Source organism: Kocuria sp. KH4 (genome assembly GCF_053711175.1).
Genome location: NZ_JBSJYX010000008.1, coordinates 66,781 through 92,835, shown reverse-complemented (window position 1 = coordinate 92,835; position 26,055 = coordinate 66,781). Strand labels below are relative to the sequence as shown.

Below are 26,055 nucleotides of genomic sequence, written 5' to 3'. Positions count from 1 at the left end.
GACGGGGTGGGCGCCCCGCCCGCCGCCGGGGACCGGTCCGGTGGCGGGCGGGACGGGTGCCGCGGGCATCAGGGGATGGTCCGCTCCCGCCACACGTCGGGGTAGCCCGGCAGGTCCTCGCCGCCGAACTTCGCGTAGTGGCCGTCCGGCATCCCCTCGTTGTCGGCCAGGAACCCGGCCCGCTGCTCCTCCGTGATGGGCTCCTGCGGCAGGACCCACTCGGTGGGCACCTCCTCGCCGGCGAAGATCTGCTCCAGGGCCAGCAGCGGGGTGCGCCACTGGAAGTTGGAGTACACCGGGGCGATGCCGGTCAGGCCGGTCTCCTCCCACTTGCGCAGGAAGCTCATCTCGTCCTCCCCGGTCATCACGGGGTAGTCCGCGCCGGCGTCCTCGAACGCCTCGATGGCGGCGACGGCGCCGTCCCCGGCGTCCATCCACACGCCCTGCACCTCGCCGGTGGCGAGCTCGTCGGAGATGATCTTCTTGATCTCGGTGGGGTCGGCCCCGGTGAAGTAGTCCGTGGCCTCGATCCCGTTCTCCTCGAAGATCCTCTCGGCGGCCGCCCAGCGCTGCTCCAGCACGTCGACGCCGGGCAGGATGCGCAGCGCCACCACCTTGTCGCCCTCCTGGAGGTTGTCCACCAGGAAGTTCGCCGAGTCGATGCCCCAGGCGAAGCCGCCGATCGGGTGGATGAACGTCGTGGCGCAGTCGGTCTCCACCCCGCGGTCGAAGACCACCACCGGTTTGCCGGTCTCGCAGGCGCGCTCGACCGCCGGGGTGAGGGCGGCGGTCGAGTTGGGCGAGATGATGAACGCGTCGCACCCGCCCTCGGCGATGAAGTAGTCGATGTCCGCGATCTGCGTGTTGTCGTCGTCCTGCGCGTCGCGGGTCTCCATCTCGGAGATCACCCCGGACTCCTGGAGCACCTTCAGCTGCTCGTTCATGGTGATCCAGCCGGTCTGCCGCCACGGGTTGGAGATGGAGGCGTTGGAGAAGCAGACCTTCTGCGGCCCGTCGGCGGCGAACTGCGCGGTCGCGGTCGTCTCCCCCTCGATGAACTGCCGCCACGGCTGCTCGGGGTCGCCCTGGAAGGAGGCCGAGCGCTGCTCGAACTGCTCGTCGTACTCCGCCTGGTCGAACCACTCGTCCCCGCCCTCGGGGGCCGGGGTGGCGGCCGCCTCCCCGGCGCTCTCCGTGGCCGGCGGGTTCTCGATCGATGAATCGGTGGTGCAGGCGGTCAGTCCCAGCAGCGCTGCCGCTGCCACCACCGTGGCCTGTGACTGGATGCTTCGGCGCATCATGTTCCTTCCTCGTCGGAGCCCGGGGCGGGCTGTGCTGCGATGGCACGCTGCGGGTCGTGGGCCGCGGCGGCGCGGCCGCGGCGGCGCCGCTGCCACGTCCGGGTGCCGGCGGCGACCGCGACGATGATGATCACGCCCTGCACGGTGTCCCGCCAGGTCGACTGGACGCCCAGGAAGTTCAGGAGCGCGAAGAGGGTCTCGAGGGCGAACGCCCCGGCGGCCGCGGACAGCACCCAGCCGCGCCCGCCGCCCAGGACGACCCCGCCGAGGACCACGGCGGTGATGGCCGTGAACTCGTAGCCCCGGCCCACGGAGGGGTGCACGCCGGCGTAGCCCACCAGGATGATCCCGGCCACGGTCGCGGCCAGGGAGGAGAGCATGAACGCCCGGGTGCGCACCCACCAGACCCGGGCCCCGGTCAGCGCCGCGGCCCGCGGGTTGTCGCCCACGGCGACGAGGGTCCGGCCGTAGGGCCGGCGCATGAGCCAGACGGCGGCGGCGGCGAGCACCGTCAGCAGCACGACCGGGTAGGGCAGGACCTCCAGGACCGGGACGTCCTCGACGCCTCCGCGGCCGATCTGCCGGAAGCTGTCCGCCGGGTTGCCCGTGGCGGCACCGCCCGTCCAGTAGAGCACCAGCCCCAGCAGGGCGAGCATGGTGCCGAGGGTCACGATGAAGCTCGGGACCTTCAGGAGCGTGGTGACCAGGCCGTTGACCAGCCCCACGAGGGCGCCCAGGAGGAGCATGAGCAGCAGGACCGGCACCACGCGGCTGTCGTCCTGGCCGATGAGGTTGCCGGCCACGAAGACCTGGGCGGTGACCACCGAGCCCATGGACAGGTCGAACTCCCCGGAGACGATCACGAAGTACTGGCCGATGGCGGCGATGGCGATCGGTGCCGTGCGCCCGACGAACCGGATCAGCGAGCCCGGCTCCCCGAAGGACGGGTTGACGGCGACCGCCGCGGCCAGCAGGAGCAGCAGGAGCACGAAGACCGCTCCCCCGGGCGTCCGCAGGGCGCGCAGCACGCGCTCGTGCCGCGGCGCACGGTGCTGCTGCAGGACGGCGGTCCGGTCGGTGACGGTGGCGCTCATGCCGGGACCTCCTGCTCCCCGCGCGCGGGCTGGTGCTGGTCGAAGCGGGCGGTCCGGCGGACCACCCGGCGCCGGGCGTACACGGCCACGGCCACCACGATGACGATCCCGCGGACGACGTCCTTGAGGAACGGGTTGATCTGCATGACGCTCATGATGTTGTCGATCATCGCGAAGATCAGCACGCCGCCCAGCGTCCCGACCAGCGAGCCCTTGCCGCCGGACAGGAGCGTCCCGCCGAGGACGACGGCGGCGATCGAGAGCAGGTCGTAGCCGCCCTGGGACCCGATGGTGGGGCTGCCCACCCCGAGCCGCGCCGCCAGGAGCAGGCCCGCGAGCCCGGCCATCGTGGAGCAGATGACGTGGGCGGCGACGATCGGGGTGCCGGTCTGGATCCCGGACATCCGGGCGACCCGGATGTCCCCGCCGACGGCGTACATGTGGTGGCCCAGGCGGGTGCGCGTGAGCATCAGCAGCACCGCCGCGGCGCAGGCCAGCATGATCAGCGTGGAGACGGGGACGGGGCCGATGCCCGTGGCCCCCACCAGCCGGAAGGCCACGGGGGCCTGCCCGGAGCTGCCCTTGTAGTTGGTGGCGAGGTAGCCGCTGACGATCAGCCCGGTGCCCAGCGTGGCGACGAACCCGTGGACCTTCAGCCCGGACACGACCAGCCCGTTGACCAGGCCGATGCCCGCCGAGACGACCAGCGCCACGGCCACGCCGGGCAGGACGTTGCCGGGCTGTCCGGCCATGATCCCGGCCGAGAGCAGGCTGGCGAGGCTGATGACGTAGGGCACGGACAGGTCTAGGCTGCCCACGAGGATCACGAGCGTCTGGCCGATCGCGATGAACCCCAGGACGCTGGTCCCGGTGAGGATGGCCGAGACGTTGCCCGCGCTCACGAAGCTGCGCCCGGCGGCGCCGACCAGCACCGTGCCGGCGAGGAAGGTCAGCAGCACCACCAGGTAGACGATGTGGGTGGACGTGAGGCGGGAGAACGCGCTCATGCGCGCACCCCCTCGGTGCGGGCGCCGGTCGCCAGCTGCAGCACCTGTTCCTCCGTGGCGTCGGGCGGGAGCTCGCCGGCGATCCGGCCGTCCCGCATGACGAGGATGCGCCCGGACATGCCCAGCACCTCCGGCAGCTCGCTGGAGACCATGAGGATGGCCCGGCCCTCGGCGGCGAGCCGGCGCATGAGCCGGTAGACGGCGATCTTGGCGCCCACGTCGATCCCGCGCGTGGGCTCGTCGAGGAGCACGACGCGGGGGTCCACGGCCAGCCACTTGGCCAGCACCACCTTCTGCTGGTTGCCGCCCGAGAGGTACTGGACCTCCTGGTCCAGGTCCCGGGCCACGACCTCCAGGGAGGACAGCACCCCGGGGGCGGCCCTCCTGGCCTCGGGGGTCCGGCGCGGGAAGACGGAGCGGATGACGCCCAGCACGTTGTCCAGGACGGACTGGTCGAGGCTCAGCCCCTGGGACTTGCGGTCCTCCGTGATCAGCGCGACGCGCTGCCGGACGGCCTGGCGGGGCGAGGAGGCTGCGTAGGGCCGCCCGTCCAGCTCCATCCGCCCCCGGGTGAACGGGTGGACGCCGAAGACCGCCTCCACCAGCTCCGTGCGCCCGGACCCCTGCAGCCCGGCGACCCCCACGATCTCCCCCGCCCGCAGCGTCAGGTCGACGGCGTCGAGCTGGTCGTTGCCGGCGTCCTCGACCCTGAGGAGCACCCGCCCCAGCTCTGTGCCCGGCTCCTCGGCCGGGAAGTAGGAGGAGATCGGCCGGCCCACCATCATGCGGACCAGGGAGGCGTCGTCCATGGCGGAGGCCGGCTCGGTGCCGACCACGCGGCCGTCCTTGAGGACCGTGATGGTGTCGCAGAGGTCGAAGATCTCCCGCAGCCGGTGGGACACGTAGAGGATGGCGGTGCCGCGCTCCCGCAGCCGGCGGATGATCGCGTACAGGAGCTCCACCTCCGGGCCCGCGAGCGCCGCGGTTGGCTCGTCCATCGAGATGATGCGGGCGTCGTAGCTGATGGCCTTGGCGATCTCCACGATCTGCTGCTGCGCCACGGACAGCGAGCTCACCGTGGTGGTGGGCCGGATGCTGGTGACGCCGAGGTCCTCGAGCAGCTCGCCGGTCCGCGCGTTCATGGCCCGCCGGTCGACGAGCGGGCCGCGGCGCGGCTCCCGGCCGAGGAAGACGTTCTCCGCGACCGTGCGGTCGGGCAGCAGGTTGAACTCCTGGAACACCGTCGACAGCCCGGCCGCGTGGGCCTGGGTGGGGTGGTGGAACTCCACGGGGGTGCCGTCGATCTCCACCGTGCCCGCGTCGCGCTCGTGCACCCCGGCGAGCACCTTCATCAGGGTCGACTTCCCCGCGCCGTTCTCGCCGACGAGCCCGTGCACCTCGCCGGCGTGCAGCTGCAGCGCCGCGTCCTGGAGCACCGGCACCCCGAAGAAGGACTTCGACAGGCCGGTGACCCGCAGGACCGGGGAGCTCGCACGCTCATTCATGCGGTCACTGTGACACGCGCCACTTACTTCTGTCGATGGTCAGGCAAAAGTAAACCAGTGGATATGCAATTGTGACGTGCTTGACTCCCCCAAGGGGGCGTGCTCCACTGACAAAGTGCTGAAGAGTCAACAGCAGGCGTCGTCGTCGCGGCTCCCGGCCTCGCCCGCTCCCGGAGCGAGCGAGGTCTTCCAGCTGCTGCGCGACGGCCGCCCGAGGACACGGGCGGAGCTGGCCCGGCTGACCGGGCTGGCCCGCTCGACCGTGGCCTCGCGCGTGGACACCCTCATGGCCCTGGGCCTCGTGGCCCCCGACGGCGGGGCCGCCTCGACCGGCGGCCGCCCGCCCTCGCTGTTCGCCCTCAACCCCGGCGCCCGGGTGGTGGTCGGCGCGGACATCGGCGCCACGCACGCCCGGGTGATCCTGGCCGACCTCTCCGGCCGGGAGCTCGCCGAGCAGCGCCAGGCGCTGGCGATCGGCGAGGGACCCGACGCGGTCCTGGGGTGGCTCGTGCGCACGGTCGCCCAGCTGCTCGAACGCGCGAACCGCTCCGTCGCGGAGCTCGCCGCCATCGGCATCGGGCTGCCCGGACCCGTGGAGCACCGCACGGGACGGCCGATCAATCCCCCGATCATGCCCGGCTGGGATCGCGTCGACGTCCCCGCCCTCGTGCAGACCCGCTTCGACGTGCCCGTGCTGGTGGACAACGACGTCAACATCATGGCCCTGGGTGAGCGGAGCTTCTTCTGGCCGGAGACCGCCGAGCTGATGTTCGTCAAGGTGGCCACGGGCATCGGCGCGGGGATTATCTCCGGCGGCGCGCTCCAGCGCGGCGCCCAGGGCACCGCCGGGGACCTGGGGCACGTCCGGGTGCCGCGCGGCGGCGAGGTCCCCTGCCGGTGCGGCAACACCGGCTGCCTCGAGGCGCTGGCCGGGGCGCCTGCGCTCGTGGCCGCGCTCAACGCGCAGTCGGCCGGCGAGCTCGCCACCAGCCAGGACGTGGTCGACCTCGTCCGCTCCGGCGACGCCCGGGCCGTCCAGGCGGTCCGCCAGGCCGGCCGGGACATCGGGGACGTCCTGGCGACCTGCGTCAACCTCATCAACCCGTCCGTGATCGTGATCGGCGGCAGCCTCGCCCAGGCCGGCGAGCACCTGCTGGCCGGGATCCGCGAGGTCGTCTACCGGCGCTCCCTGCCGCTGGCCACGGAGCACCTGCGGGTCGCGCCCTCGGTCGCCGGGGACCGGGCCGGGGTGATGGGGGCGACCGTGATGGCCGTCGACCACGTCCTGTCCCCGGAGTCCATCGAGGCCGCCTGCGCCGCCCTCACCGCGGGCTGAGGACCACCGCGGCGCACCGTCACGGAGCCCGGACCCCGGCCGCCGACGCCGCCCCGGTCCGGCCGGCACCCCCTCGACCGCCTGGCGGGACGGGTGCCCGCACTGGTTTCCCGTCGTGTGTGCAAAAGCCCCTGAACGCGCTCGGACACGCGAACGGGCGGAGCCCCTGCGACAGGTGCCCCGCCCGTGTCCCGGTGCGTGCGGGAGTCAGTTGCGCGCGCTGCCGGTGCTCGTGCCCTCACCCGAGTCGTCGCGGTGGTAGAGGTACTCGTTGCCGTGCTGGTCCTTCTCCACGTAGAAGTGCTCCTGCACCTCCTGATACCACCGCTCGGCGGCCTCGCTCATGTGCTGGCCCTCCTGCGTCTGGGCGAGGCGGTCCCCCGGCCCGTAGACCCGCATCGCGATGGCGTTGAGCCGGTCGAGGATGCGGTGCGGCTGCTCCCTGTCCCGCGTGGCGGTCTGCTTCTTCTTCACCATGGCGTCCCCCGATGCCGATGTGATGGTGCTCACCATTCTATCGCCAGGACCCGCCGGGAGGGACGGCCCCGGTGGACCGGCCGGTCCCGCCGCTCCGCGTGACGCACCCGGTGATGGTGCGGGGCGCCCGGTGGCCCGGGGCGGAAGCGTGGGCCGGGCCCGGCGGTGCTGCCGGGAGGAATGCCGATCTACTGGCGACGGGGGTCTGCCGGGGCCTGCAGGCGGGGCGCGACGTGCGACTCCCACCAGGCGTCCACCCGGTCGAGCAGCTGCTGCACGGGGCCGTCGTTGACCAGCACGGTGTCCGAGACCGCGGACCGTTCCTCGTCCGTGGCCTGCGCCGCGATCCTCGCCCGGGCGTCCGTCTCCGTCATGCCGCGGTCCTCGACCATCCGCCGCACCCGCTCGTCCACGGGGGCCTGCACGGTGAGCACGTGGTTGAAGCGCCCGTGCTGGCCGGTCTCCACCAGCAGGGGGATGTCCTCCACGAGCACCGCGTCCTCGCCGGCGGCGGCCGCGAGCCGTTCGGCCTCGGCCCGCACCAGCGGGTGGACGATCGCGTTGAGCCGCTGCCGGGCCTGCGGGTCGCCGAACACCAGCGTCCCCAGCGCGGCGCGGTCCAGCCGCCCGTCGGGCGTCAGGACCGCGGGCCCGAACTCCTCGGCGATCCCCGCCAGGCCGGGCTGCCCGGGCTCCTGCAGGGCGCGGGCGATGGCGTCGGCGTCGATCACCGTGGCACCGAGCCCCGCCAGCCGCCGGGAGACCGTCGACTTGCCCGAGGCGATCCCGCCCGTGAGTCCGATGGTCAGCATGCGGCCATGGTAGCCGCCGGGCGCGGACGGGGGCTCACGCCTCCCCGTCGAGGGAATGTCCGGCCGCCCTAGAGTGGGGAGCATGGACCCGGACCCCCTGCTCAGCCGCGCCACCGCCTACACCACGCTCGCCGCGGGCACGGAGGCGGTGGCCGAGCTGGAGATCAAGCGGTCCCGGTTCCTGGCCGTGCTCCGCCGGGCCGGCACCGAGGCGGAGGCGCGGGCGCTGGTGGAGGAGCTGCGCCGGGGCTTCCACGACGCCCGCCACCACTGCTCCGCGTTCGTGCTGGGCCCGGACCGGGACGTCCAGCGCTCCTCGGACGACGGGGAGCCGGCCGGCACCGCGGGTCTGCCCATGCTCGAGGCGCTGGTGCTGCGCCGCACGGGCTCGACCCCGGACGGGGCCGACGTCACCGACCTCTCCGACGTCAGCGCCGTGGTGGTGCGCTGGTTCGGCGGCACCCTGCTCGGGGCCGGCGGGCTGGTGCGCGCCTACTCCGACGCGGTGTCCCAGGCCCTCGACGGCGCCCGGCTGGTCCGCCGCCGCCGGCTGCGCCTCTACCGCCTCCCGGCCTCGCACGCGCAGGCCGGCCGGATCGAGAACGAGCTGCGGGCCGCCGGCCCCACCGTGCTGGGCGCCTCCTACGGGGCCGCCGGGGCCGAGCTCGGCCTCGCCCTGCCCGACGACGACGCCGCCCTCGCCGCCGCGCACTCCCGGGTGGCCGCCCTCACCGGCGGCGCCGGGGTCCTGCACCCGGACGGGGTGGACTGGGTCGACTCCGCCGCCGCTCCCCCGGCCTGAGCGCACCGCGCCCCGCCGCCCGGGGCGGGCGGCCGCGTCCGGCGCCGGACGGGTCCCCGCGGCGGTCACCGCCGGGACCGGGCCGGACCGAGACCACCGCACGGCAACGGTCGCGTCCGGGGCCGGACACGGGGACGGCCCCCGCCCTGGGAAGGGCGGGGGCCGTCGGAGTGCAGTGCAGGACTGCCTGCCGGTGCCGTTCGGCTCAGGCGCCGGTGAGCTTCTCGCGCAGCGCGGCCAGGGCCTCGTCGGAGGCCAGGGTGCCGGAGTCGGCGGGAGCCTCGGAGGAGTAGCTGGTCGGAGCCGGTGCGGACGAGGAGGACGAGGACGAGGAGCTGCTCGTCGTGCCGCCGGCGGCCGCCTCGGCGTCCTCGGCGATCGACTTGCGGACCTGCTCCTTGTGGGCCTCCCAGCGGGCCTGGGCGTCGGCGTACTGCTGCTCCCAGGCGGTGCGCTGCTCCTCGTAGCCCTCGATCCACTCGTTGGTCTCGGGATCGAAGCCCTCGGGGTACTTGTAGTTGCCCTGCTCGTCGTACTCGGCGGCCATGCCGTACTGGGCCGGGTCGAACTCGGTGGAGTCCGGGTCCACGCCCTCGTTGGCCTGCTTGAGCGACAGCGAGATGCGGCGGCGGTCCAGGTCGATGTCGATGACCTTGACGAACAGCTCGTCGCCCACGGAGACGACCTGCTCGGCCATGTCCACGTGGCGCTGGGCCAGCTCGGAGATGTGCACCAGGCCCTCGATGCCGTCCTCGACACGCACGAACGCACCGAAGGGAACGAGCTTGGTGACCTTGCCCGGCACGACCTGCCCGAGGGCGTGGGTGCGGGCGAACAGCTGCCACGGATCCTCCTGGGTCGCCTTCAGCGACAGGGAGACGCGCTCGCGGTCCATGTCCACGTCGAGGACCTCGACGGTGACCTCCTGGCCGACCTCGACGACCTCGGACGGGTGGTCGATGTGCTTCCAGGACAGCTCGGAGACGTGCACCAGGCCGTCGACGCCGCCCAGGTCCACGAAGGCGCCGAAGTTGACGATCGAGGAGACCGTGCCCGTGCGGACCTGGCCCTTCTCGAGCTTGTGCAGGAAGTTGGAGCGGACCTCGGACTGGGTCTGCTCGAGCCAGGCACGGCGGGACAGGACCACGTTGTTGCGGTTCTTGTCCAGCTCGATGATCTTCGCCTCGATCTGCTGGCCGATGTACGGCGCGAGGTCGCGCACGCGGCGCATCTCGACGAGGGAGGCGGGCAGGAAGCCGCGCAGGCCGATGTCCAGGATGAGGCCGCCCTTGACGACCTCGATGACGGTGCCGGTGACGACGCCGTCCTCCTCCTTGACCTTCTCGATGTCGCCCCAGGCGCGCTCGTACTGAGCCCGCTTCTTGGACAGGATCAGGCGGCCTTCCTTGTCCTCCTTGGTGAGGACCAGAGCCTCGACCTCATCCCCCACGGTCACGACCTCGTCCGGGTCGACATCGTGCTTGATGGACAGCTCGCGGGACGGGATGACGCCCTCGGTCTTGTAGCCGATGTCGAGGAGGACCTCGTCGCGGTCGACCTTGACGACGGTGCCCTCGACGAGGTCGCCGTCGTTGAAGTACTTGATGGTCGCGTCGACAGCGGCGAGGAAGTCCTCCGCGGACCCGATGTCGTTGACGGCAACCTGCGGGGTGGTGGTGGTCATGTAGTAGGGGCTCCGATGTGGATAGGTTCTGATCAGTCGGAACGGCACCTGCCGGCCGGCCGCGGCCGCTCCGAAGGACTGTTGGACAGGGTGCGTGCACAGCACGCACCGGCTCAGTCTACGGATGCGCCGAAAAGGAAGCAACACGCGCCCGCGCGGGCGGCGCCGCTCAGAACTGCGTGATCCCGTAGGGGGCGGTCGGCGTCTCCATGAAGTCCTGCAGGTCCCGCAGCGCGTCCTCGTCGCGGGCGACGATCAGCCCGGCCTGGGCCAGGGTGCTGGCCTTGACCGCCCCGAGGTACAGGGAGCCCAGCACGTCCACCCGCATCGCCACGTCGGCCCCGTCCGGCAGCTCCACCGCGGGCACGGACCGGCCGGCGTCGTCGTCGGCGGTGCGGGGCCGGTCGGCGACGCGCTCGACCACGGGGCGCCCGCTCGTGGTGTCCAGCGCCCACAGGCCGTCGGCGTAGCCCATCGCGTCCACCAGGGAGATCACGATCCGCCCGCGCACCGTGTACGGGCGGGCCTCCAGGGCGGCGGCCGGGTCCAGGACCCGGACCCAGACCTTGTCCGACTCCGAGGTGACCCGGTACTTCGCGCGGTCGGTCATGGCCCACACCAGCGGGTCCTCCACGGGGGCCCGGCCGAAGCGGACCTGGTCCACGAGGTCCAGGGAGGTCACGAACTCCCACAGGGCGATCGACACGTCCGGGGAGGCGCCCACGAGGTCGAGCACGGTCAGGGTCAGCGGGTAGGAGGTGTTGGGCTCGAACCGGTAGGTGACGTAGCCGTCCGGGCGCATCGCGTCGTCGTAGTGGACGGCGCAGCGCACCTCGGGGTCGGCCCGCTGCGGATTGATCGCGTACTCGCCCGTGTACTCCGGCCAGTGGTAGGCCACCCGGCTCACCGACCCGTGCGAGCTCTCGTGGAAGCGCTGGAAGAGCACGGGGGCGAGCCGGCGCACGTCCTCGCCGTCGGCCATCTCCACGGTGCCCACCGTGGGCGCCTTCAGCTGCAGCCGGGTGGTGGCGTCGACGCCGACCTCGCGGTTGAACGTGGCGGCGCCGAAGCCGAACCGCCCGTAGATGGTCGCCTCCGTGGCGGTGAGCAGCGCCACCGGGTAGCCGTCCCGCTGCGCGCGGTCGAGGGCGCCGGTCATCAGCCGGCGCAGCAGGCCCCGGCGGCTGTGGGTGGGGCGCACCGTGACCTCGGAGATCAGCCGGGCGCGCAGCAGCCGGCCGCGGCCCACGTTGAGGGAGCCCTCCCAGGAGGCGAACGTGGCCACGGGCCGCCGGGTGGGCAGCGCCGCCTCCGGCACCGCGTGCGGATACGCCGCCCGCAGCCGGACCCGCTCGGCGCGCATCCAGGACAGGGTGCGCTCGAGGGTCTCGTCGGTGGGCTCGGCCTGGTGGAAGCCCTGGCGGATCGCCCGCACCCACTCCGCGGCGGCGGGGTTGTCCGCCGCGCCGCCGGGGCCCACCCCGAACTCCGCGAAGGTGTAGTCGTGCCCGGCGGCCGAGTAGGACTCGGTCACGGTGCCCGGGGTGGTCGGCGGCGTCGGAGCGCCGTGGGTCAGGTCCATGTCGTGTCCCTCGTTCGCGGTGCGGGCGGTCGGGTGCGGGCCGGGCGGAGCGGTCAGTGGGCCGCCTCGTGCCAGGACCGCCCGGCGCCCACGTTGACCTCCAGCGGCACCGCCAGCTCGGCGGCCCCGCCCATCTCCTCGCGCAGCACCCGTTCCACGGTGTCCCCCTCCCCGCGCACGACCTCCACCACGAGCTCGTCGTGCACCTGCAGCAGCACCCGGGAGGACAGGCCCTCGGCGGTGAAGCGGCGGTCCACGCCGAGCATCGCCTTCTTGATGATGTCCGCCGCCGAGCCCTGGATCGGGGCGTTGAGGGCGGCGCGCTCGGCCACGGCGCGCAGCTGCCGGTTGTCGCTGGAGAGGTCCGGGAGGTAGCGGCGGCGGCCGTCGATCGTGGCGGTGTACCCGTCGGCGCGGGCCTGCTCCACGACCCCGCGCAGGTAGTCCCGCACGGCCCCGAACCGGGTGAAGTAGTCGCTCATCAGCGTGCGGGCCTCGTCCACCGGGATGCGCAGCTGCTTGGAGAGCCCGAAGGAGCTCAGCCCGTAGACCAGCCCGTAGCTCATGGCCTTGACCTTGGAGCGCATCGCCGCGGTGACCTCCTCCGGGGCCACGCCGAAGATCTTCGACCCGACGAAGCGGTGCAGGTCCTCCCCGCTGCGGAACGCCTCGATGAGCGCCTCGTCCCCGGACAGGTGCGCCATGATGCGCATCTCGATCTGGGAGTAGTCGGCGGTGAGCAGCTGCTCGTACTCCCGGCCCGCGTCGGGGCGCCCGACCACGAACAGGGCGCGGATGCGCCGGCCCTCCTCGGTGCGCACCGGGATGTTCTGCAGGTTCGGGTTGGTGGAGGACAGCCGGCCGGTGGCGGCGACGTTCTGCGTGTAGGTGGTGTGCACCCGCCCGTCCTCGGCGATGGCCTTCTGCAGGCCCTCGACGGTCTGGCGCAGCTTGTTGGCGTCCCGGTAGGCCAGCAGGCTCGCCAGGAAGCGGTGGCCCTGGGAGTCGGGGTCGGTGCGGGTGAGCAGCTCCGCCACGGCGTCGGCGTCGGTGGTGAAGCCGGACTTGATCTTCTTGGTCCTCGGCAGGCCCAGCTCCTCGAACATCACCTGCTGCAGCTGCTTGGTGGAGCCCAGGTTGACGGGCTCGGCGATCTGGGCGTGGGCCTCCTGCTTGGCCTGCTCGATCACCCGGGCGAAGTCGTCGAGCAGGACCTGCACGCCGTCGGGGTCCACCGCGATCCCGGCCAGCTCCATCCGCCCGAGCACGACTGCCAGCGGCAGCTCCAGGTCGGTGAGCAGGCCGGTCTGGTGGGTCTGCGCGAGCTGGTCCAGCAGGTGCGCGGAGAGCTGGGCGGTGGCCACGGCCAGCTCCGCCTCCCGGCGCAGCCCGGCCGGGTCGGGCCAGGGCTGCTCGTCCAGGGCGAGCTCCTGCTGGCCCTGGGCCGCGGCGCCGGCGTCCTCCGCGGCGGCCACCGTCAGGCCCAGTCGCTCCTCCAGCAGGGCCGTCAGCTCGTAGCTGCGCCGCGCCGGCTGCAGGAGGTAGGCGGAGAGCTGCGGGTCGTCCACGACGCCCTCCAGCACCAGCCCGCGCACGGACAGGGACTTCCAGACGTCCTTGACCCCGTCCACGACCTTCGCCCGGCCCGCGTCGGCGAGCCACCCGGCCAGGGCGGACTCCACTCCCGCGTCCGCGGCGGAGAGGTCCAGGAACACGGCGGCGGGCGCGTCCCCGCCCCGGGCCAGGACCACCCCGGACAGCTCGCGGGCCCCGGGCAGCTCGGGGTCGTCCTCGCGGTGCAGGGCGCGCAGCACCACGGGCCCGTCCTGCGCGGCCAGCCAGTCCTGCAGCTCCTGCGCGGTGCCGGGCCGGGCCACCTCCCCGAGGCCGAGGTCGGCGGGAGGCGCGGTCTCCTCCTGCGGGCGGCCGAACGCGTCGAAGAGGCGGTTGCGCAGCCCCTCGCCGAACTCGAGGTCGTCGAAGACCTCCCCCACGGCCCCGGCGTCGGGCACCGGCAGCGCGGCGTCGGCCAGGTCCACGTCGAGGCCGAGGTCGGTGACGAGCCGGTTGAGCCGGCGGTTGCGCTCCACGGCGGCCCGGTGCTCGCGCAGCGCCTCCCCCTTCTTGCCCTTGATCCGGTCCGCGTGCTCGAGCAGGGAGGCCACGTCCCCGTAGGCGAGGATCCACTTGGCCGCGAAGCCGGCCCCCACCCCGGGCACGCCGGGGAGGTTGTCGGCCTGCTCGCCGGTGAGCGCGGCGAGGTCGGGGTAGTGCTGCGGCGGGACCTTGTACTTCTCCACCACCGCGGCGGCGTCCATGTGCTTGAGGTCGGAGGGGGTGCGCCTGGGATAGACCACCGTGACGTGCTCGTCGATCATCTGGAAGGCGTCCCGGTCCCCCGAGAAGACCAGCACCTCGTAGTCCTGCTCCGCGCCGCGGCGGGCCAGGGTCGCCAGGACGTCGTCGGCCTCGTGGCCCTCCGCGGTGACCACGGGCACCCCGAGGGCGTCGAGGATCCGGCGGATCTGCGGGACCTGGCCGTGGAACTCCTGGGGCGTCTCGTCCCGCCCGCCCTTGTACTCCTCGTACTCCTGGGAGCGCAGCGTGGGGCCCTCGAGGTCGAAGGAGACCACCAGGTGCGTGGGCTGCTGCTCCCGGACCAGCTTCACCAGCGTGTTCACGAAGCCGTACACGGCCTCGGTGTGACGCCCGTCGGAGGTCACGAACGCGGGCCCGCCCCCGTACTCGGCGGCGCGGGAGAGCGCGAAGAACGCCCGGAAGGCCAGGGAGTGGCCGTCCACCAGCAGCAGCTTCCGGTCCGGCCGGGACACCGGCCGGGGGATCTCGACCTCGACCGGGTGGTCGGTCTCCGCCCCCACGGTCACCGTGGGCACACCGGCCTCGGAGCTGCTGTCGGTCAGGATCTGCTGCGTCGTTTCACTCACGGACCCATCCTAGGGCCCGCGCCCGACGCGGGTCCGTGCGCCGCCGCCGGGCGGGTCAGGCCACCTGGTTGATGATCGCCTCGGCGACCTCGCGCATGGACAGCCGGCGGTCCATGGAGGTCTTCTGGATCCAGCGGAAGGCCTCGGGCTCGCTCAGCCCCATCTTGGTGGTCAGCAGGGACTTCGCGCGCTCCACGAGCTTGCGGGTGGCGAACTGCTCCTTCATGTCGGAGACCTCGCGCTCCAGCGCCGCGATCTCCTCGAAGCGCGAGATCGCGATCTCGATCGCGGGCACCACGTCGTCGACGGTGAACGGCTTGACCACATAGGCCATCGCGCCGGCCTCGCGGGCCCGCTCGACGAGCTCGCGCTGGCTGAAGGCCGTGAGCAGCACCACCGGGGCGATCCGCTCCGAGGCGATCTGCTCGGCGGCCGTGATCCCGTCCAGCACCGGCATCTTCACGTCCATCAGCACCAGGTCCGGGCGGTGCTCGCGCGCCAGCTCCACGGCGCGCTGGCCGTTGTCGGCCTCGGCCACCACGTCGTAGCCGGCCTCCCCGAGCATCTCCACGATGTCGAGGCGGATGAGGGTCTCGTCCTCGGCGACCACCACCCGGCGGCGCGGGCGCAGGGACGTCCCGGCGTCCTCGCCGGGAAGGGCGCGGTCCCGGTCTTCGGGCTCCTCCGCCGGGGCGGGTTTCGGCTGCTCCGTCACGCTGACTCCTTGCCTGCTGGTGGGGCGGTCCCGCGGCGGGCGGAACCGTGGACTCCGGGTGCCCGGGCGGTCCGGGCCCGCCCGGCACGGCACGTGCCGTCCGATCGGTCCCAGCCTATAACTGTTGTACGCTGGTCGAGCGCAGGAGCCGCCCCCCGCCGGGGCCGCGCGGACTGCGATCACGGGCCCAAGTGGCGGAATTGGCAGACGCGCCGCACTCAAAATGCGGTTCCACGGAGTGTGGGTTCGAGTCCCACCTTGGGCACGAGCACCCCGGACCGGCGGTCCGGGGTTTTTTCGCGCCCCGGGCCGCCGGCCGGCCGGCCCCGCGTCCGCTCCCCGCTCAGTTCCCGGCGGGACGCTCGCGCAGCAGGTTGGTGACCCGGGCCGTGGACAGCCGCCGCCCCTGCTCGTCGGTCATCACGACCTCGTGCACGGTCATCGTGGCGCCCAGGTGCAGCGCCGTGCAGATCCCGGTGACCGTCCCGGCGGCGATCCCGCGCTGGTGCGTCGCGTTGATGTCGACCCCCACCGCGAACCGCTGCGGGCCGGCGTGCACGCTCGCGGCCGAGGAGGCCAGGGTCTCGGCCAGGACGCAGTGCGCCCCGCCGTGCAGGATCCCGCCGGGCTGGGTGTTCGGCTCCACCGGCATGGTGGCGACCGCGCGCCCGGGCGTGAGCTCCGTGAACCGGATGCCCATCGCCCGGGCGAGACCGCCGATACCGTGCCCGGGGAAGCCCGCGTGCAGCTCCTCCGGCACGCCGTGCTCGCGGAGGTCTCGGGCGTGCTCCTCCGGGTCGAGGCGCCCGATCAGCCCTCCCGCCACGGTCCCACGCGCTCCCGCTTGCGCTGCCCGCCCAGCAGCTCCCCGGCGTCGGCGACGTCGCCCACCCGGTGGACCTTGACGAGGTTGGTGGTGCCGGCGACCCCGGGGGGCGAGCCGGCGCAGATCACCACGAGGTCGTCCTCCCCGGCCAGGCCCTGCTCCTGCAGGTGCAGGTCCACCTGGCGGGTCATGTCGTCGGTGTGGTCGACCTTCGCCACCTGGATCGGCTGCACCCCCCACAGCAGGGACATCAGGGCGGTGACCAGCGGCTCGGGGGTGAAGGCCAGGATCGGGTGGGCCGGGCGCAGCCGGGAGAGCCGGCGGGCGGAGTCCCCGGACTGGGTGAAGGTGCAGATGTAGCTCACGTCGAGCTGGCGGGCGATGGTCACGGCCGCCCGGGTCACCGCGCCCCCGCGGGTGCGCGGCTCGGTGCCCAGCGCCGGGACGCGCTCCAGGGCCTGGGACTCGGTGGCCTCGATGATCCTCGCCATGGTCTCGATGGTCTCGATCGGGTACTTGCCCACCGAGGTCTCCCCGGAGAGCATCACGGCGTCGGCGCCGTCGAGCACGGCGTTGGCGCAGTCGGAGGCCTCCGCACGGGTGGGGCGCGGGCTGTCGATCATCGACTCCAGCACCTGGGTGGCCACGATCACCGGCTTGGCCCAGCGCCGCGCCAGCTCGATGGCGCGCTTCTGCACGATCGGCACCTGCTCCAGCGGCAGCTCCACGCCGAGGTCGCCGCGGGCGACCATGATGCCGTCGAAGGCGTCGATGATCTCGTGCAGGGAGTCCACCGCCTGGGGCTTCTCGATCTTGGCGATCACGGGCAGCCGGCGGCCCTCCTCGTCCATGATCTCGTGCACCCGCACGATGTCCTTGGCGTCGCGCACGAAGGACAGCGCGATCAGGTCCACGCCGCGGCGCAGCGCCCAGCGCAGGTCCTCCTCGTCCTTGTCCGACAGCGCCGGGACGTTCACGGCCACCCCGGGCAGGTTGATGCCCTTGTTGTTGGACACCGGCCCGCCCACGACCACCTCGGTGGTCACGGTGGTGTCCGTGACGGCGGTGGCGCGCAGGGCGACCCGGCCGTCGTCGATGAGCAGCGGGTCCCCGACGTTCACGTCACCGGGCAGGCCCTTGTGGGTGGTGGAGCACAGGTCCGCGGTGCCCTCGACATCCTCGACGGTGATGGAGAACACGTCGCCGGGCAGCAGCTCGTGGGGCCCGTCCGCGAAGCGGCCGAGCCGGATCTTGGGTCCCTGCAGGTCGGCGAGGATCGCGACGGTCTGCCCGGCATCCGTCGAGGCCCGGCGGAGGTTCTCGTAGGACGCGTCGTGGACCGAGTGGTCGCCGTGGCTCATGTTCAGCCGGGCCACGTTCATCCCCGACCGGATCGCCTGGGAGAGGTTCTCGTAGGAGGAGATGGCCGGACCGATCGTGGCCACGATCTTTGCTCGTCGCATGTGTGCCGCCTTGGGTTGTGGGGTGCCACCGCGGGTGGACGCACAGAAAAGAACGACCGGGACGCCGCGCGGGCGCGGCGCAGCTCCCGGCCGCTCTGCCTGCTTGTCCTGCCCCGGAGCGGGGAGGTCGTTCCCAGCCTACCAACGCGGCCCGTGGTGTCGAGGCCGAGACTCCCCGGGGCCCCTCCCCCGACGACGGCGCGGCCCGCCCCCCGGATGCAGGGGTGCGGGCCGCGCCGTGGGCGGTGCCGTGGATGGTGCCGTGGACCGCGCTGCGGTCCGCGGCCCTACAGGCTGAGGTCGATGGCCCGGTCCGTGGGGGCCACCGGGGCCGGCAGGCGGGTGGAGCCCAGGAGGAACCGCTCGACGGCGGACGCGCAGGCCCTCCCCTCCGCGATCGCCCACACGACCAGGGACTGGCCCCGGCCCGCGTCGCCGCAGGAGAACACCCCGTCCACGTTGGTCATGTACCGGTCGTCGCGGGCCACGTTGGTCCGCCCGTCCAGCTCGGCGCCGATCTGCTCGGTGATGTCCTCGGACTCGTTGCCGGTGAAGCCCAGCGCCAGGAACACCAGGTCGGCGGGGAGGACCTTCTCCGTGCCCTGCTTCGGGGCGCGGCGGCCGTCGGGCAGGTACTCGGTCTCGGCGACCTTCAGCCCCGTCAGCTTCCCGTTCTCGCCCACGAACTCCACGGTCGAGGCCATGTAGGTGCGGTCGCCGCCCTCCTCGTGGGAGGTGGAGACCTCGAAGACCCTCGGCATCATCGGCCACGGGTCGGCGTCGGAGCGGTCCGCGGCGGGCTTGCGCCCGATCGCCAGGGACGTGATCGACGCGGCGCCCTGGCGGTTGGCGGTGCCGATGCAGTCTGAGCCGGTGTCGCCGCCGCCGAGCACGATGACGTGCTTGCCCTCGGCCGAGATCTGCCCCTCGACCTCGTCGCCGGCCACCAGGCGGTTGGCCTGCACCAGGTAGTCCATCGCGAAGTGGACGCCCTCGAGGTCGCGGCCCGGGATCGTCAGGTCGCGCGGGCGCGTGGCCCCGGTGGCGACCACGACGGCGTCGTAGCGGCGCTTGAGCTGGTCCCAGGTGATGTCCTTGCCGATCTCCACGCCGGGGCGGAAGCGGGTGCCCTCGGCGCGCATGACGTCCAGGCGGCGGTCGAGCACCTCCTTCTCCATCTTGAAGTCGGGGATGCCGTAGCGCAGCAGCCCGCCGATCCGGTCGTCGCGCTCGTAGACCGCGACCGTGAAGCCCGCCTGGGTGAGCTGCTGGGCCGCGGCGAGGCCGCCGGGCCCGGAGCCCACGACCGCCACGGTCTTGCCGACCAGCCGCTGCGGGACGAAGGGCTTGATGATGCCCTCGTCGAAGCCCATCTCCCCGATCGAGTACTCGATCTGCTTGATGGTCACCGCCGGCTGGTTGATCCCGAGCACGCACGAGGACTCGCACGGGGCCGGGCAGACCCGCCCGGTGAACTCCGGGAAGTTGTTGGTGGCGTGCATGCGCTCGACCGCCTCGGCGTCGAGGCCGCGCCACACGAGGTCGTTCCACTCCGGGATCAGGTTGCCCAGGGGGCAGCCCTCGTGGCAGAAGGGGATGCCGCAGTCCATGCACCGGCCGGCCTGCTTCTGCAGCACCCCCCGGTCCTGGGCCTCCTGGACCTCCTTCCAGTCCATGATCCGGACCGGCACGGGCCGCTTGGGGCGGTCGACGCGCTCGGTCACCTTCAGAAAACCGCGCGGATCAGCCACGGGTCGTCACCTCCAGGATCTTGTGCCAGGCCTCGTCGCCGTCGGGGTCCTGCCCCCGGGTCGCGGCCTCTTCGCGGATGCCCTGCACCGCGGCGTACTCCCGCGGCAGGACCTTGGTGAACCGGCCCAGCGTGGCCACCGGATCGGCCAGCAGCCGGTCCGAGAGCTCGGAGCCGGTCTCCTCGCCGTGCTTCGTGATGAGCGCGAGCACCGCCTCGGCGTCGGCCTCGTCCAGCGGCAGCAGCTGGAGCTCCCCGCTGTCCCGGGCCTGCTTGTTGACGGAGGTCTCGGCCAGGTCGATGACGTAGGCGACGCCGCCGGACATCCCGGCGCCGAAGTTGCGCCCCGTCCGGCCCAGCACCAGGGCGGTGCCGCCGGTCATGTACTCGCAGCCGTGGTCCCCGATGCCCTCGACCACCGCGGTGGCCCCGGAGTTGCGCACCAGGAAGCGCTCGCCCACGGTGCCGCGCAGGAAGATCTCCCCGCTCGTGGCGCCGTAGCCGATCACGTTGCCGGCGATCACGTTCTCGGAGGCCTCGAACACGGCGTCCCGCTCGGGGCGCACGATGATCCGCCCGCCGGAGAGGCCCTTGCCGGTGTAGTCGTTGGCGTCGCCCTCCAGGCGCAGGGTGACGCCCTGCGGCAGGAACGCGCCCAGCGACTGACCGGCCTGGCCGGTGAGGGTCACGTCGATGGTGTCGTGGGCGAGCAGGTCGGTGCTGAACGTGCGGGTCACCATGTGGCCGAGCATCGTGCCGACCGCCCGGTCGGTGTTGATGACGTGCTGCTGGATCCGCACGGGCTCGCGCTTCTCCAGGGCGGGCCGGGAGAGGCGGATGAGCTCGTTGTCGAAGTGCTTCTCCAGCTCGTGGTCCTGACCGCGCATGTTGCGCACGGCGGCGCCGCGGTGCTCGAGCACCGTGGAGTGCAGCACCGGGGAGAGGTCCAGCCCGTGGGCCTTCCAGTGGTCGATGGCGGCCTTGGTCTCCAGGACCTCGGCGTGCCCGACGGCCTCCTCGATCGAGCGGAACCCGAGCTGGGCCAGGTACTCCCGGACCTCCTCGGCGATGAACTCGAAGAAGTTCACCACGTGCTCGGCCTTGCCGGTGAAGCGCTTGCGCAGCTCGGGGTTCTGCGTGGCCACGCCCACGGGGCAGGTGTCCAGGTGGCACTTGCGCATCATGATGCAGCCCTCGACGATCAGCGGCGCCGTGGCGAAGCCGAACTCCTCCGCCCCCAGCAGCGCCGCGATGATCACGTCGCGGCCGGTCTTCATCTGCCCGTCGGCCTGGACGACCACCCGGTCCCGCAGCCCGTTGAGCATCAGCGTCTGCTGGGTCTCGGCGAGGCCGAGCTCCCAGGGGGCGCCGGCGTGCTTGAGCGAGTTCAGCGGGGCCGCGCCGGTGCCGCCGTCGTGCCCGGAGACGAGCACCACGTCGGCCTTGGCCTTGGTGACGCCGGAGGCCACCGTGCCGATGCCGATCTCCGAGACCAGCTTCACGTGCACGCGGGCCCGCGGGTTGGAGCGCTTGAGGTCGTAGATCAGCTGCGCCAGGTCCTCGATCGAGTAGATGTCGTGGTGCGGCGGCGGGGAGATCAGCGACACCCCCGGGGTGGAGTGGCGGGTCCGGGCGATCCAGGGGTAGAGCTTCTGGGCCATCAGCTGGCCGCCCTCGCCGGGCTTGGCGCCCTGGGCCATCTTGATCTGGATGTCGTCGGCGTTCGTGAGGTACAGGCTCGTGACGCCGAAGCGCCCGGAGGCCACCTGCTTGATCGCCGAGCGGCGCTGCGGGTCGAGCAGCCGCTCGACGTCCTCGCCGCCCTCGCCGGTGTTGGACTTGGCGCCGAGCCGGTTCATGGCGATGGCCAGCGTCTCGTGCGCCTCCTGGGAGATGGAGCCGTAGCTCATCGCACCGGTCTGGAAGCGCTTGACGATCGAGCTGACGGGCTCGACCTCCTCCAGCGGCACCGGCCGGCGGTCGGCGGAGAAGCCGAGCAGCCCGCGCAGGGTCAGCAGCTTCTTCGTCTGGTCGTCCACGAGCTTGGTGTAGGACTTGAAGATGTCGTAGCGGCCGCTGCGGGTGGCGTGCTGCAGCCGGAAGACGGTCTGCGGGTTGAACAGGTGCGGCGGGCCGTCGCGGCGCCAGTCGTACTCCCCGCCGGTCTCGAGGTCGCGGTAGGGCTCGGTCACGCCGTCCGCGGGGTAGGCCCGGCGGTGGCGGGAGGCGGTCTCCTCGGCGATGACGGCCAGGCCGATGCCGCCGATCTGGGTGTGGGTGCCGGTGAAGTAGTCGTCCACCAGCTCCCGGGACAGGCCCAGGGCCTCGAAGACCTGGGCGCCGCAGTAGGACGACACCGTGGAGATGCCCATCTTGGACATGATCTTCTGCACGCCCTTGCCCAGGGCCTTGATCAGGTTCTGCACGGCGTGCTCGGTGGTGATCCCGGTCAGGTCGCCCGCGCGCACGAGCTCCTCGGCGGACTCCATCGCCAGGTACGGGTTCACCGCGGAGGCGCCGTAGCCGATGAGCAGCGCCACGTGGTGGACCTCGCGGACGTCGCCGGCCTCCACGATCAGCGCCGCCTTGGTGCGGGTGGCCGAGCGCAGCAGGTGGTGGTGCACCGCGGAGGTGAGCAGCAGCGAGGGGATGGGCGCCCACGCCCCGTTGGAGTCGCGGTCCGAGACGATCACGTACTCCACGCCGCGGGACACGGCCGCGGAGACCTTCTCGCAGATCTCGGCGATCCGGGCGCGCAGGGACTCGGCCCCGCCGTCGGGCCGGTACAGCCCGCGCACCCGGAGCGCGGCGGGCATCCCGTCCTCGCCCTCGATGTGCAGGAACTGGTCCAGCTGGTCGTTGTCGATGACCGGGAAGTCCAGGGCGATCTGGCGGGTGCGCACCCGCTCGGTGGTCAGCAGGTTCCCGGTCGGCCCCACGGTGCCGCGCAGGCTGGTGACCAGCTCCTCCCGGATCGCGTCCAGCGGCGGGTTGGTGACCTGCGCGAAGGACTGCACGAAGTAGTCGAACAGCGTGCGGGACCGCTCCGAGAGCACGGCGATCGGGGTGTCGGTGCCCATGGCGTAGATGGGCTCGGCGCCCTTGGCCGCCATCGGCCCCACGATCATCTTGAGCTCCTCCTGCGTGTACCCGAAGGTCTTCTGGCGCAGGGTGATGGAGGAGCGCGGGTGGACCATGTGCTCGCGCTCGGGCAGGTCGGCGATGTCGACGATGTTGGCGTCGGCCCACTCCTCCCAGGGCGCGGCGGAGGCGATCTCGGCCTTGATCTCGGCGTCCTCCACGATGCGCCCGCGGGCGGTGTCGACGAGGAACATCGTGCCCGGGGACACCCGGCCCTTGCGCACGACCTTGCGGTCGCCGATGTCGACGACGCCGACCTCGGAGGCCAGCACGACGAGCCCGTCCTCGGTCACCCAGAACCGGCCCGGGCGCAGGCCGTTGCGGTCCAGCAGCGAACCGACCTGCACGCCGTCGGTGAAGGCGACCGCGGCGGGGCCGTCCCACGGCTCCATGAAGGAGGCGTGGTAGCGGTAGAACGCCTTGCGGGCCGGGTCCATGGTCTCGTGGTTCTCCCAGGCCTCCGGGATCATCATCATCATGGCCTGGGTGACGGGCCGGCCGGAGAGCACGAGCAGCTCGGCCACCTCGTCGAGGGACTGCGAGTCGGAGGCGCCCGGGGAGCAGATGGGGAAGAGCTCCTCGGGATTGCGGCCCAGCAGCGGGGACTTCAGCTGCGACTGGCGGGCGCGCATCCAGTTGCGGTTGCCCTTCACGGTGTTGATCTCGCCGTTGTGCGCCAGGGTGCGCATGGGCTGGGCCAGCGGCCAGGAGGGGAACGTGTTGGTGGAGAAGCGCGAGTGCACGATCGCCAGCTCGGTGGCGAACCGCTCGTCGGCCAGGTCCGGGTAGAAGGGCTCCAGCTGCTGGGTGGTGAGCATGCCCTTGTAGACGATGGTCCGCGAGGACAGGGAGGGGAAGTACACGCCGGCCTTGTTCTGGGCGCGCTTGCGCAGCCGGAAGGCCTTCTGGTCCAGGCGGCGGCGGGCGGCCTCGTCCTCGGGGGCGGGGGCCGGCTCGGCCACGAAGAGCTGCACGAACCAGGGCATGACCTCGCGCGCGGAGCGGCCCACCACGGACTCGGCGACCGGGACCGGGCGCCAGCCCAGGACCCGCAGCTCCTCCGAGGCGGCGATCTCCTCGAGCGCCGCCTGGATCTGCTCCGCGTTCACCCCGCCGTGCGGCAGGAACGCGGTGCCCACGGCGTAGCCACCCAGGGGCGGCAGCTCGAAGTCCACGACCGCCCGGAAGAACGCGTCGGGCAGCTGGGTGAGCAGCCCGGCGCCGTCCCCGGTGCCCTCGTCCCCGCCCACGGCCCCGCGGTGCTCCAGGTTGCGCAGGGCGGTCAGCGCGGCATCGACGATCTCGTGGGTGGGGGCGCCGTTGAGGGTCGCGACCACGGCGAGCCCGCACGCGTCCTTCTCCTCGTCCGGGTGGTAGAGGCCCTGCTCCTCGGGCGCGTTCGAGAACTGCTCGAACGGCGACGGCGCCTGGTCCTCGGCGATCTCGGCCGGGTCGGCCGGACGCGGGTCCGTGCCGTGCTGGTCGGAAGTGTCACCGGGGGTGCCGGCGGGGGTAGAAGTCATGACAGACGTCTCCTCACCATGAGATGTGGTCAGCAGGAGCGGCCCCCGCGGCAGAGCTCCGGTCGGGAGGTGCCGCCGGTTCGTGAGCTGCCGCCGGCGTCCTCGCACGGTGGTCGAGGGGGTGCCGGACGGCGGAAGGGCCCCGTTCCAGGAAGGTCCGACGTTGGACGCTCTGGCGTGCGCAGGAGCGGGGAACGTGGTTCGCCCGTCCCCGGTCGTGCGCCAGTGAAATCTAGCACCCCGATGTTACAAGTCTGAAAACTCCCGGACCCGCCGCGGTATCACGGGGCCGTGGCGCGGTATCAGGTCCGCGCGGGCTGCGCGGCGCCGTCCCGGACCCGCCGGCGGCGCACGGTGAGCGCCGCGAACAGCGCCAGGCCCAGCAGCACCACGCCCAGCGAGGTCCACACGTGCACCCGCAGCCCCAGCACCATCAGGGAGGGGTCGATCCGCAGGAACAGCTCGATCAGCAGCCGCCCCAGCCCGTAGTGCACCAGGTACAGGGCGAACAGCCGGCCGCCGTCCGGGCGGAACCGCCGGTCCAGGGCCAGCAGCAGCACCACGCCGGCCAGGTTCCACAGCGACTCGTAGAGGAACGTGGGGTGGAAGAGGGTGTCGGCGGGCAGCCCGGCGGGGAAGTTCGCGCTCGCCGGGTCGATCTCCAGCCCCCACGGCAGGGTCGTGGGGCGGCCGAAGAGCTCCTGGTTGAACCAGTTGCCCCAGCGCCCGATCGCCTGCGCCAGGAGCAGTCCCGGGGCGGCGGCGTCGGCGAACACGGCCAGGGACACCCCGTGCCGACGGCACACCCACCAGGCGGCCGCCGCGCCGAAGGCCACCGCACCCATGATGCCGAGCCCGCCCTCCCAGATCCGCAGCGCGTCCACGGGATCCGCGCCCGGGCCGAAGTAGCCGGCCGGGTCGGTGATCAGCACGTGGTAGGCCCGGGCGCCGACGATCCCGGCGGGCACCGCCCACATCACGACGTCCCAGACGATCTCCGGGTCCAGGCCCAGCGCCTTCCAGCGCCGCAGGGTCAGCCACAGCGCCGCGGCGATCCCGGCGAGGATGCACAGGGCGTAGGCGTGCACGGTCAGCGGCCCCACCGACAGGCCCGACCAGTCCGGGGAGGGGATGCCGGCCCGGACGGGGACGCTCAGCAGGACGGGGGAAGCGGCGCTCAGCAGCATGGGGTGGGGCCTCGGCTCGTCGGGACGTGGGGTGGGGCGGGGGCCCGGTCCGGGCCGCTCCGCCCCGCTGTCAGGCCAGGCCGGCCAGTTCGCGGGCCAGGGCGCCCACGGCCTCGGGGCCGCCGTCGGCCAGGGCCTTCACGAGGGCGGTGCCCACGATCACCCCGTCCGCGTAGGCGCCGATCTCCTCGACGTGGGCCCGGCGGGAGACGCCCAGCCCCACGCACACGTGCTGCGCGCCGGCCGCGCGGGTGTCGGCCACCAGCTGCTCGGCCACGTCGGAGACGGCGTCCCGGGCCCCGGTCACGCCCATCACGGAGACGGCGTAGACGAAGCCGGTGGCGGCCTTGGCCACCAGGTCCAGGCGCTCGCGCGAGGAGGAGGGGGCGGCCAGGAAGATCCGGTCCAGGTGGTGGGCCTGGGAGGCGGCGAACCACTCGGCGGCCTCGTCGGGGATGAGGTCCGGGGTGATGATCCCCGCTCCCCCGGCCTCGGCCAGCCGCTCGGCGAAGGTGTCCACGCCCATCTGCAGGACGGGGTTCCAGTAGGTCATCACCACGGGCACGGCGTCGGTGCGCTCGGCGACCGCCCGGACCACGCGGAAGACGTCGGCCACCCGGAAGCCGTTGGCCAGGGCCGTCGTCGTCGCGTGCTGGATGACGGGACCGTCCATGACCGGGTCCGAGTAGGGGATGCCGATCTCGATGACGTCCGCGCCGTTGCGGCCCAGGGCCACCGCCGCCTCCACGGACTCCTCGACCGTGGGGAAGCCCGCGGGGAGGTAGCCCACGAGCGCGGGCCGGCCCTGCTCCCGGCAGGCGGCGATGCGGGCGGCGAGCCGCGAGTCGGGGTTGCCGCCCAGCTCGGCGGGCAGGACGCGGGAGGCCAGGTCGGTGCCGGCGTCG

At 72.9% G+C, this 26,055-nt stretch carries 18 protein-coding genes and 1 tRNA gene; 3 read left to right on the top strand and 16 right to left on the bottom strand.

The window, feature by feature from the left end; translation table 11 throughout:
* Nucleotides 1-68: 68 nt before the first annotated feature.
* The 4 genes from ACWCOM_RS08260 to ACWCOM_RS08245 are packed head-to-tail and all read right to left on the bottom strand — an operon-like array spanning nucleotide 69 to nucleotide 4,907.
* Nucleotides 69-1,298, bottom strand: coding sequence for a substrate-binding domain-containing protein (locus tag ACWCOM_RS08260; RefSeq protein ID WP_454548299.1), 1,230 nt, complete (start codon nucleotides 1,296-1,298; stop codon nucleotides 69-71).
* Entirely contained in the window at nucleotides 1,298-2,395 is a 1,098-nt protein-coding gene (locus ACWCOM_RS08255) for an ABC transporter permease (RefSeq protein WP_454548254.1), read from the bottom strand. The genes ACWCOM_RS08260 and ACWCOM_RS08255 overlap by 1 nt, the downstream gene beginning before the upstream one ends.
* Nucleotides 2,392-3,402: an ABC transporter permease gene (locus tag ACWCOM_RS08250; RefSeq protein ID WP_454548253.1), complete on the bottom strand. Its 1,011-nt coding sequence runs from the start codon at nucleotides 3,400-3,402 to the stop codon at nucleotides 2,392-2,394. The genes ACWCOM_RS08255 and ACWCOM_RS08250 overlap by 4 nt, the downstream gene beginning before the upstream one ends.
* The gene (locus ACWCOM_RS08245) at nucleotides 3,399-4,907 is read right to left on the bottom strand and encodes a sugar ABC transporter ATP-binding protein (protein WP_454548252.1); all 1,509 of its coding nucleotides are present in this window, start codon (nucleotides 4,905-4,907) and stop codon (nucleotides 3,399-3,401) included. The genes ACWCOM_RS08250 and ACWCOM_RS08245 overlap by 4 nt, the downstream gene beginning before the upstream one ends.
* A gap of 118 nt (nucleotides 4,908-5,025) precedes the next feature.
* Here ACWCOM_RS08245 and ACWCOM_RS08240 point away from each other — a divergent pair, with 118 nt between their 5' ends.
* Nucleotides 5,026-6,243 carry an ROK family protein gene (locus ACWCOM_RS08240; RefSeq protein WP_454548298.1) on the top strand — a complete coding sequence of 406 codons (1,218 nt, stop codon included), beginning with the start codon at nucleotides 5,026-5,028 and terminating at the stop codon, nucleotides 6,241-6,243.
* Between the two features lie 207 nt (nucleotides 6,244-6,450).
* Here ACWCOM_RS08240 and ACWCOM_RS08235 read toward each other — a convergent pair whose 3' ends face one another.
* Both ACWCOM_RS08235 and coaE read right to left on the bottom strand, forming a co-directional pair.
* Nucleotides 6,451-6,720, bottom strand: a complete 270-nt coding sequence (locus ACWCOM_RS08235) for a hypothetical protein (RefSeq protein WP_454548251.1) — start codon at nucleotides 6,718-6,720, stop codon at nucleotides 6,451-6,453.
* Nucleotides 6,721-6,908: 188 nt separating this feature from the next.
* A complete protein-coding gene (coaE, locus tag ACWCOM_RS08230; protein WP_454548250.1) occupies nucleotides 6,909-7,532 on the bottom strand; it encodes a dephospho-CoA kinase in 624 nt (207 codons plus the stop codon).
* 82 nt (nucleotides 7,533-7,614) lie between these two features.
* Here coaE and ACWCOM_RS08225 point away from each other — a divergent pair, with 82 nt between their 5' ends.
* Nucleotides 7,615-8,334: an IMPACT family protein gene (locus tag ACWCOM_RS08225; RefSeq protein ID WP_454548249.1), complete on the top strand. Its 720-nt coding sequence runs from the start codon at nucleotides 7,615-7,617 to the stop codon at nucleotides 8,332-8,334.
* Between the two features lie 205 nt (nucleotides 8,335-8,539).
* Here the strand turns inward: ACWCOM_RS08225 and rpsA are convergent, their stop codons facing one another.
* The 4 genes from rpsA to ACWCOM_RS08205 form a co-directional block, all read right to left on the bottom strand.
* Complete coding sequence (rpsA, locus tag ACWCOM_RS08220; protein WP_454548248.1) at nucleotides 8,540-10,018, bottom strand: 30S ribosomal protein S1; 1,479 nt, start codon at nucleotides 10,016-10,018, stop codon at nucleotides 8,540-8,542.
* 169 nt (nucleotides 10,019-10,187) lie between these two features.
* Nucleotides 10,188-11,600, bottom strand: coding sequence for a GNAT family N-acetyltransferase (locus ACWCOM_RS08215; protein ID WP_454548247.1), 1,413 nt, complete (start codon nucleotides 11,598-11,600; stop codon nucleotides 10,188-10,190).
* A 53-nt stretch (nucleotides 11,601-11,653) separates the two neighbouring features.
* A complete protein-coding gene (gene polA / locus ACWCOM_RS08210; RefSeq protein WP_454548246.1) occupies nucleotides 11,654-14,545 on the bottom strand; it encodes a DNA polymerase I in 2,892 nt (963 codons plus the stop codon).
* 55 nt (nucleotides 14,546-14,600) lie between these two features.
* Nucleotides 14,601-15,176 (bottom strand): ANTAR domain-containing response regulator, encoded by a 576-nt coding sequence (locus tag ACWCOM_RS08205; protein WP_454548297.1) that lies wholly within the window; start codon nucleotides 15,174-15,176, stop codon nucleotides 14,601-14,603.
* A gap of 269 nt (nucleotides 15,177-15,445) precedes the next feature.
* On the opposite strand from ACWCOM_RS08205, the gene ACWCOM_RS08200 reads away from it, so the two are divergent.
* Nucleotides 15,446-15,525 (top strand) — tRNA-Leu (locus tag ACWCOM_RS08200).
* 78 nt (nucleotides 15,526-15,603) lie between these two features.
* On the opposite strand, the gene ACWCOM_RS08195 is transcribed toward ACWCOM_RS08200, so the two are convergent.
* From ACWCOM_RS08195 to trpA, 6 genes are all read right to left on the bottom strand, one after another.
* The gene (locus ACWCOM_RS08195; protein WP_454548245.1) at nucleotides 15,604-16,086 is read right to left on the bottom strand and encodes a PaaI family thioesterase; all 483 of its coding nucleotides are present in this window, start codon (nucleotides 16,084-16,086) and stop codon (nucleotides 15,604-15,606) included.
* The gene (pyk, locus tag ACWCOM_RS08190) at nucleotides 16,071-17,549 is read right to left on the bottom strand and encodes a pyruvate kinase (protein ID WP_454548244.1); all 1,479 of its coding nucleotides are present in this window, start codon (nucleotides 17,547-17,549) and stop codon (nucleotides 16,071-16,073) included. The genes ACWCOM_RS08195 and pyk overlap by 16 nt, the downstream gene beginning before the upstream one ends.
* A 287-nt stretch (nucleotides 17,550-17,836) precedes the next feature.
* A complete protein-coding gene (locus ACWCOM_RS08185) occupies nucleotides 17,837-19,300 on the bottom strand; it encodes a glutamate synthase subunit beta (protein WP_454548243.1) in 1,464 nt (487 codons plus the stop codon).
* Complete coding sequence (gltB, locus tag ACWCOM_RS08180; protein ID WP_454548242.1) at nucleotides 19,293-23,963, bottom strand: glutamate synthase large subunit; 4,671 nt, start codon at nucleotides 23,961-23,963, stop codon at nucleotides 19,293-19,295. The genes ACWCOM_RS08185 and gltB overlap by 8 nt, the downstream gene beginning before the upstream one ends.
* A gap of 302 nt (nucleotides 23,964-24,265) precedes the next feature.
* Entirely contained in the window at nucleotides 24,266-25,150 is an 885-nt protein-coding gene (gene lgt, locus ACWCOM_RS08175) for a prolipoprotein diacylglyceryl transferase (protein WP_454548241.1), read from the bottom strand.
* Nucleotides 25,151-25,220: 70 nt separating this feature from the next.
* On the bottom strand, nucleotides 25,221-26,039 hold the full coding sequence (gene trpA / locus ACWCOM_RS08170) for a tryptophan synthase subunit alpha (RefSeq protein ID WP_454548296.1): 819 nt from the start codon (nucleotides 26,037-26,039) through the stop codon (nucleotides 25,221-25,223).
* Nucleotides 26,040-26,055 lie beyond the last annotated feature (16 nt).

What these genes read in the sequence shown, in the direction of transcription:
- ACWCOM_RS08260 (WP_454548299.1), bottom strand. Translation starts at nt 1,298, where the DNA reads ATGCGCCGAAGCATCCAGTCACAGGCCACGGTGGTGGCAGCGGCAGCG.
- ACWCOM_RS08255 (WP_454548254.1), bottom strand. Translation starts at nt 2,395, where the DNA reads ATGAGCGCCACCGTCACCGACCGGACCGCCGTCCTGCAGCAGCACCGT.
- ACWCOM_RS08250 (WP_454548253.1), bottom strand. Translation starts at nt 3,402, where the DNA reads ATGAGCGCGTTCTCCCGCCTCACGTCCACCCACATCGTCTACCTGGTG.
- ACWCOM_RS08245 (WP_454548252.1), bottom strand. Translation starts at nt 4,907, where the DNA reads ATGAATGAGCGTGCGAGCTCCCCGGTCCTGCGGGTCACCGGCCTGTCG.
- ACWCOM_RS08235 (WP_454548251.1), bottom strand. Translation starts at nt 6,720, where the DNA reads ATGGTGAAGAAGAAGCAGACCGCCACGCGGGACAGGGAGCAGCCGCAC.
- coaE (WP_454548250.1), bottom strand. Translation starts at nt 7,532, where the DNA reads ATGCTGACCATCGGACTCACGGGCGGGATCGCCTCGGGCAAGTCGACG.
- ACWCOM_RS08225 (WP_454548249.1), top strand. Translation starts at nt 7,615, where the DNA reads ATGGACCCGGACCCCCTGCTCAGCCGCGCCACCGCCTACACCACGCTC.
- rpsA (WP_454548248.1), bottom strand. Translation starts at nt 10,018, where the DNA reads ATGACCACCACCACCCCGCAGGTTGCCGTCAACGACATCGGGTCCGCG.
- ACWCOM_RS08215 (WP_454548247.1), bottom strand. Translation starts at nt 11,600, where the DNA reads ATGGACCTGACCCACGGCGCTCCGACGCCGCCGACCACCCCGGGCACC.
- pyk (WP_454548244.1), bottom strand. Translation starts at nt 17,549, where the DNA reads ATGCGACGAGCAAAGATCGTGGCCACGATCGGTCCGGCCATCTCCTCC.
- gltB (WP_454548242.1), bottom strand. Translation starts at nt 23,963, where the DNA reads ATGACTTCTACCCCCGCCGGCACCCCCGGTGACACTTCCGACCAGCAC.
- lgt (WP_454548241.1), bottom strand. Translation starts at nt 25,150, where the DNA reads ATGCTGCTGAGCGCCGCTTCCCCCGTCCTGCTGAGCGTCCCCGTCCGG.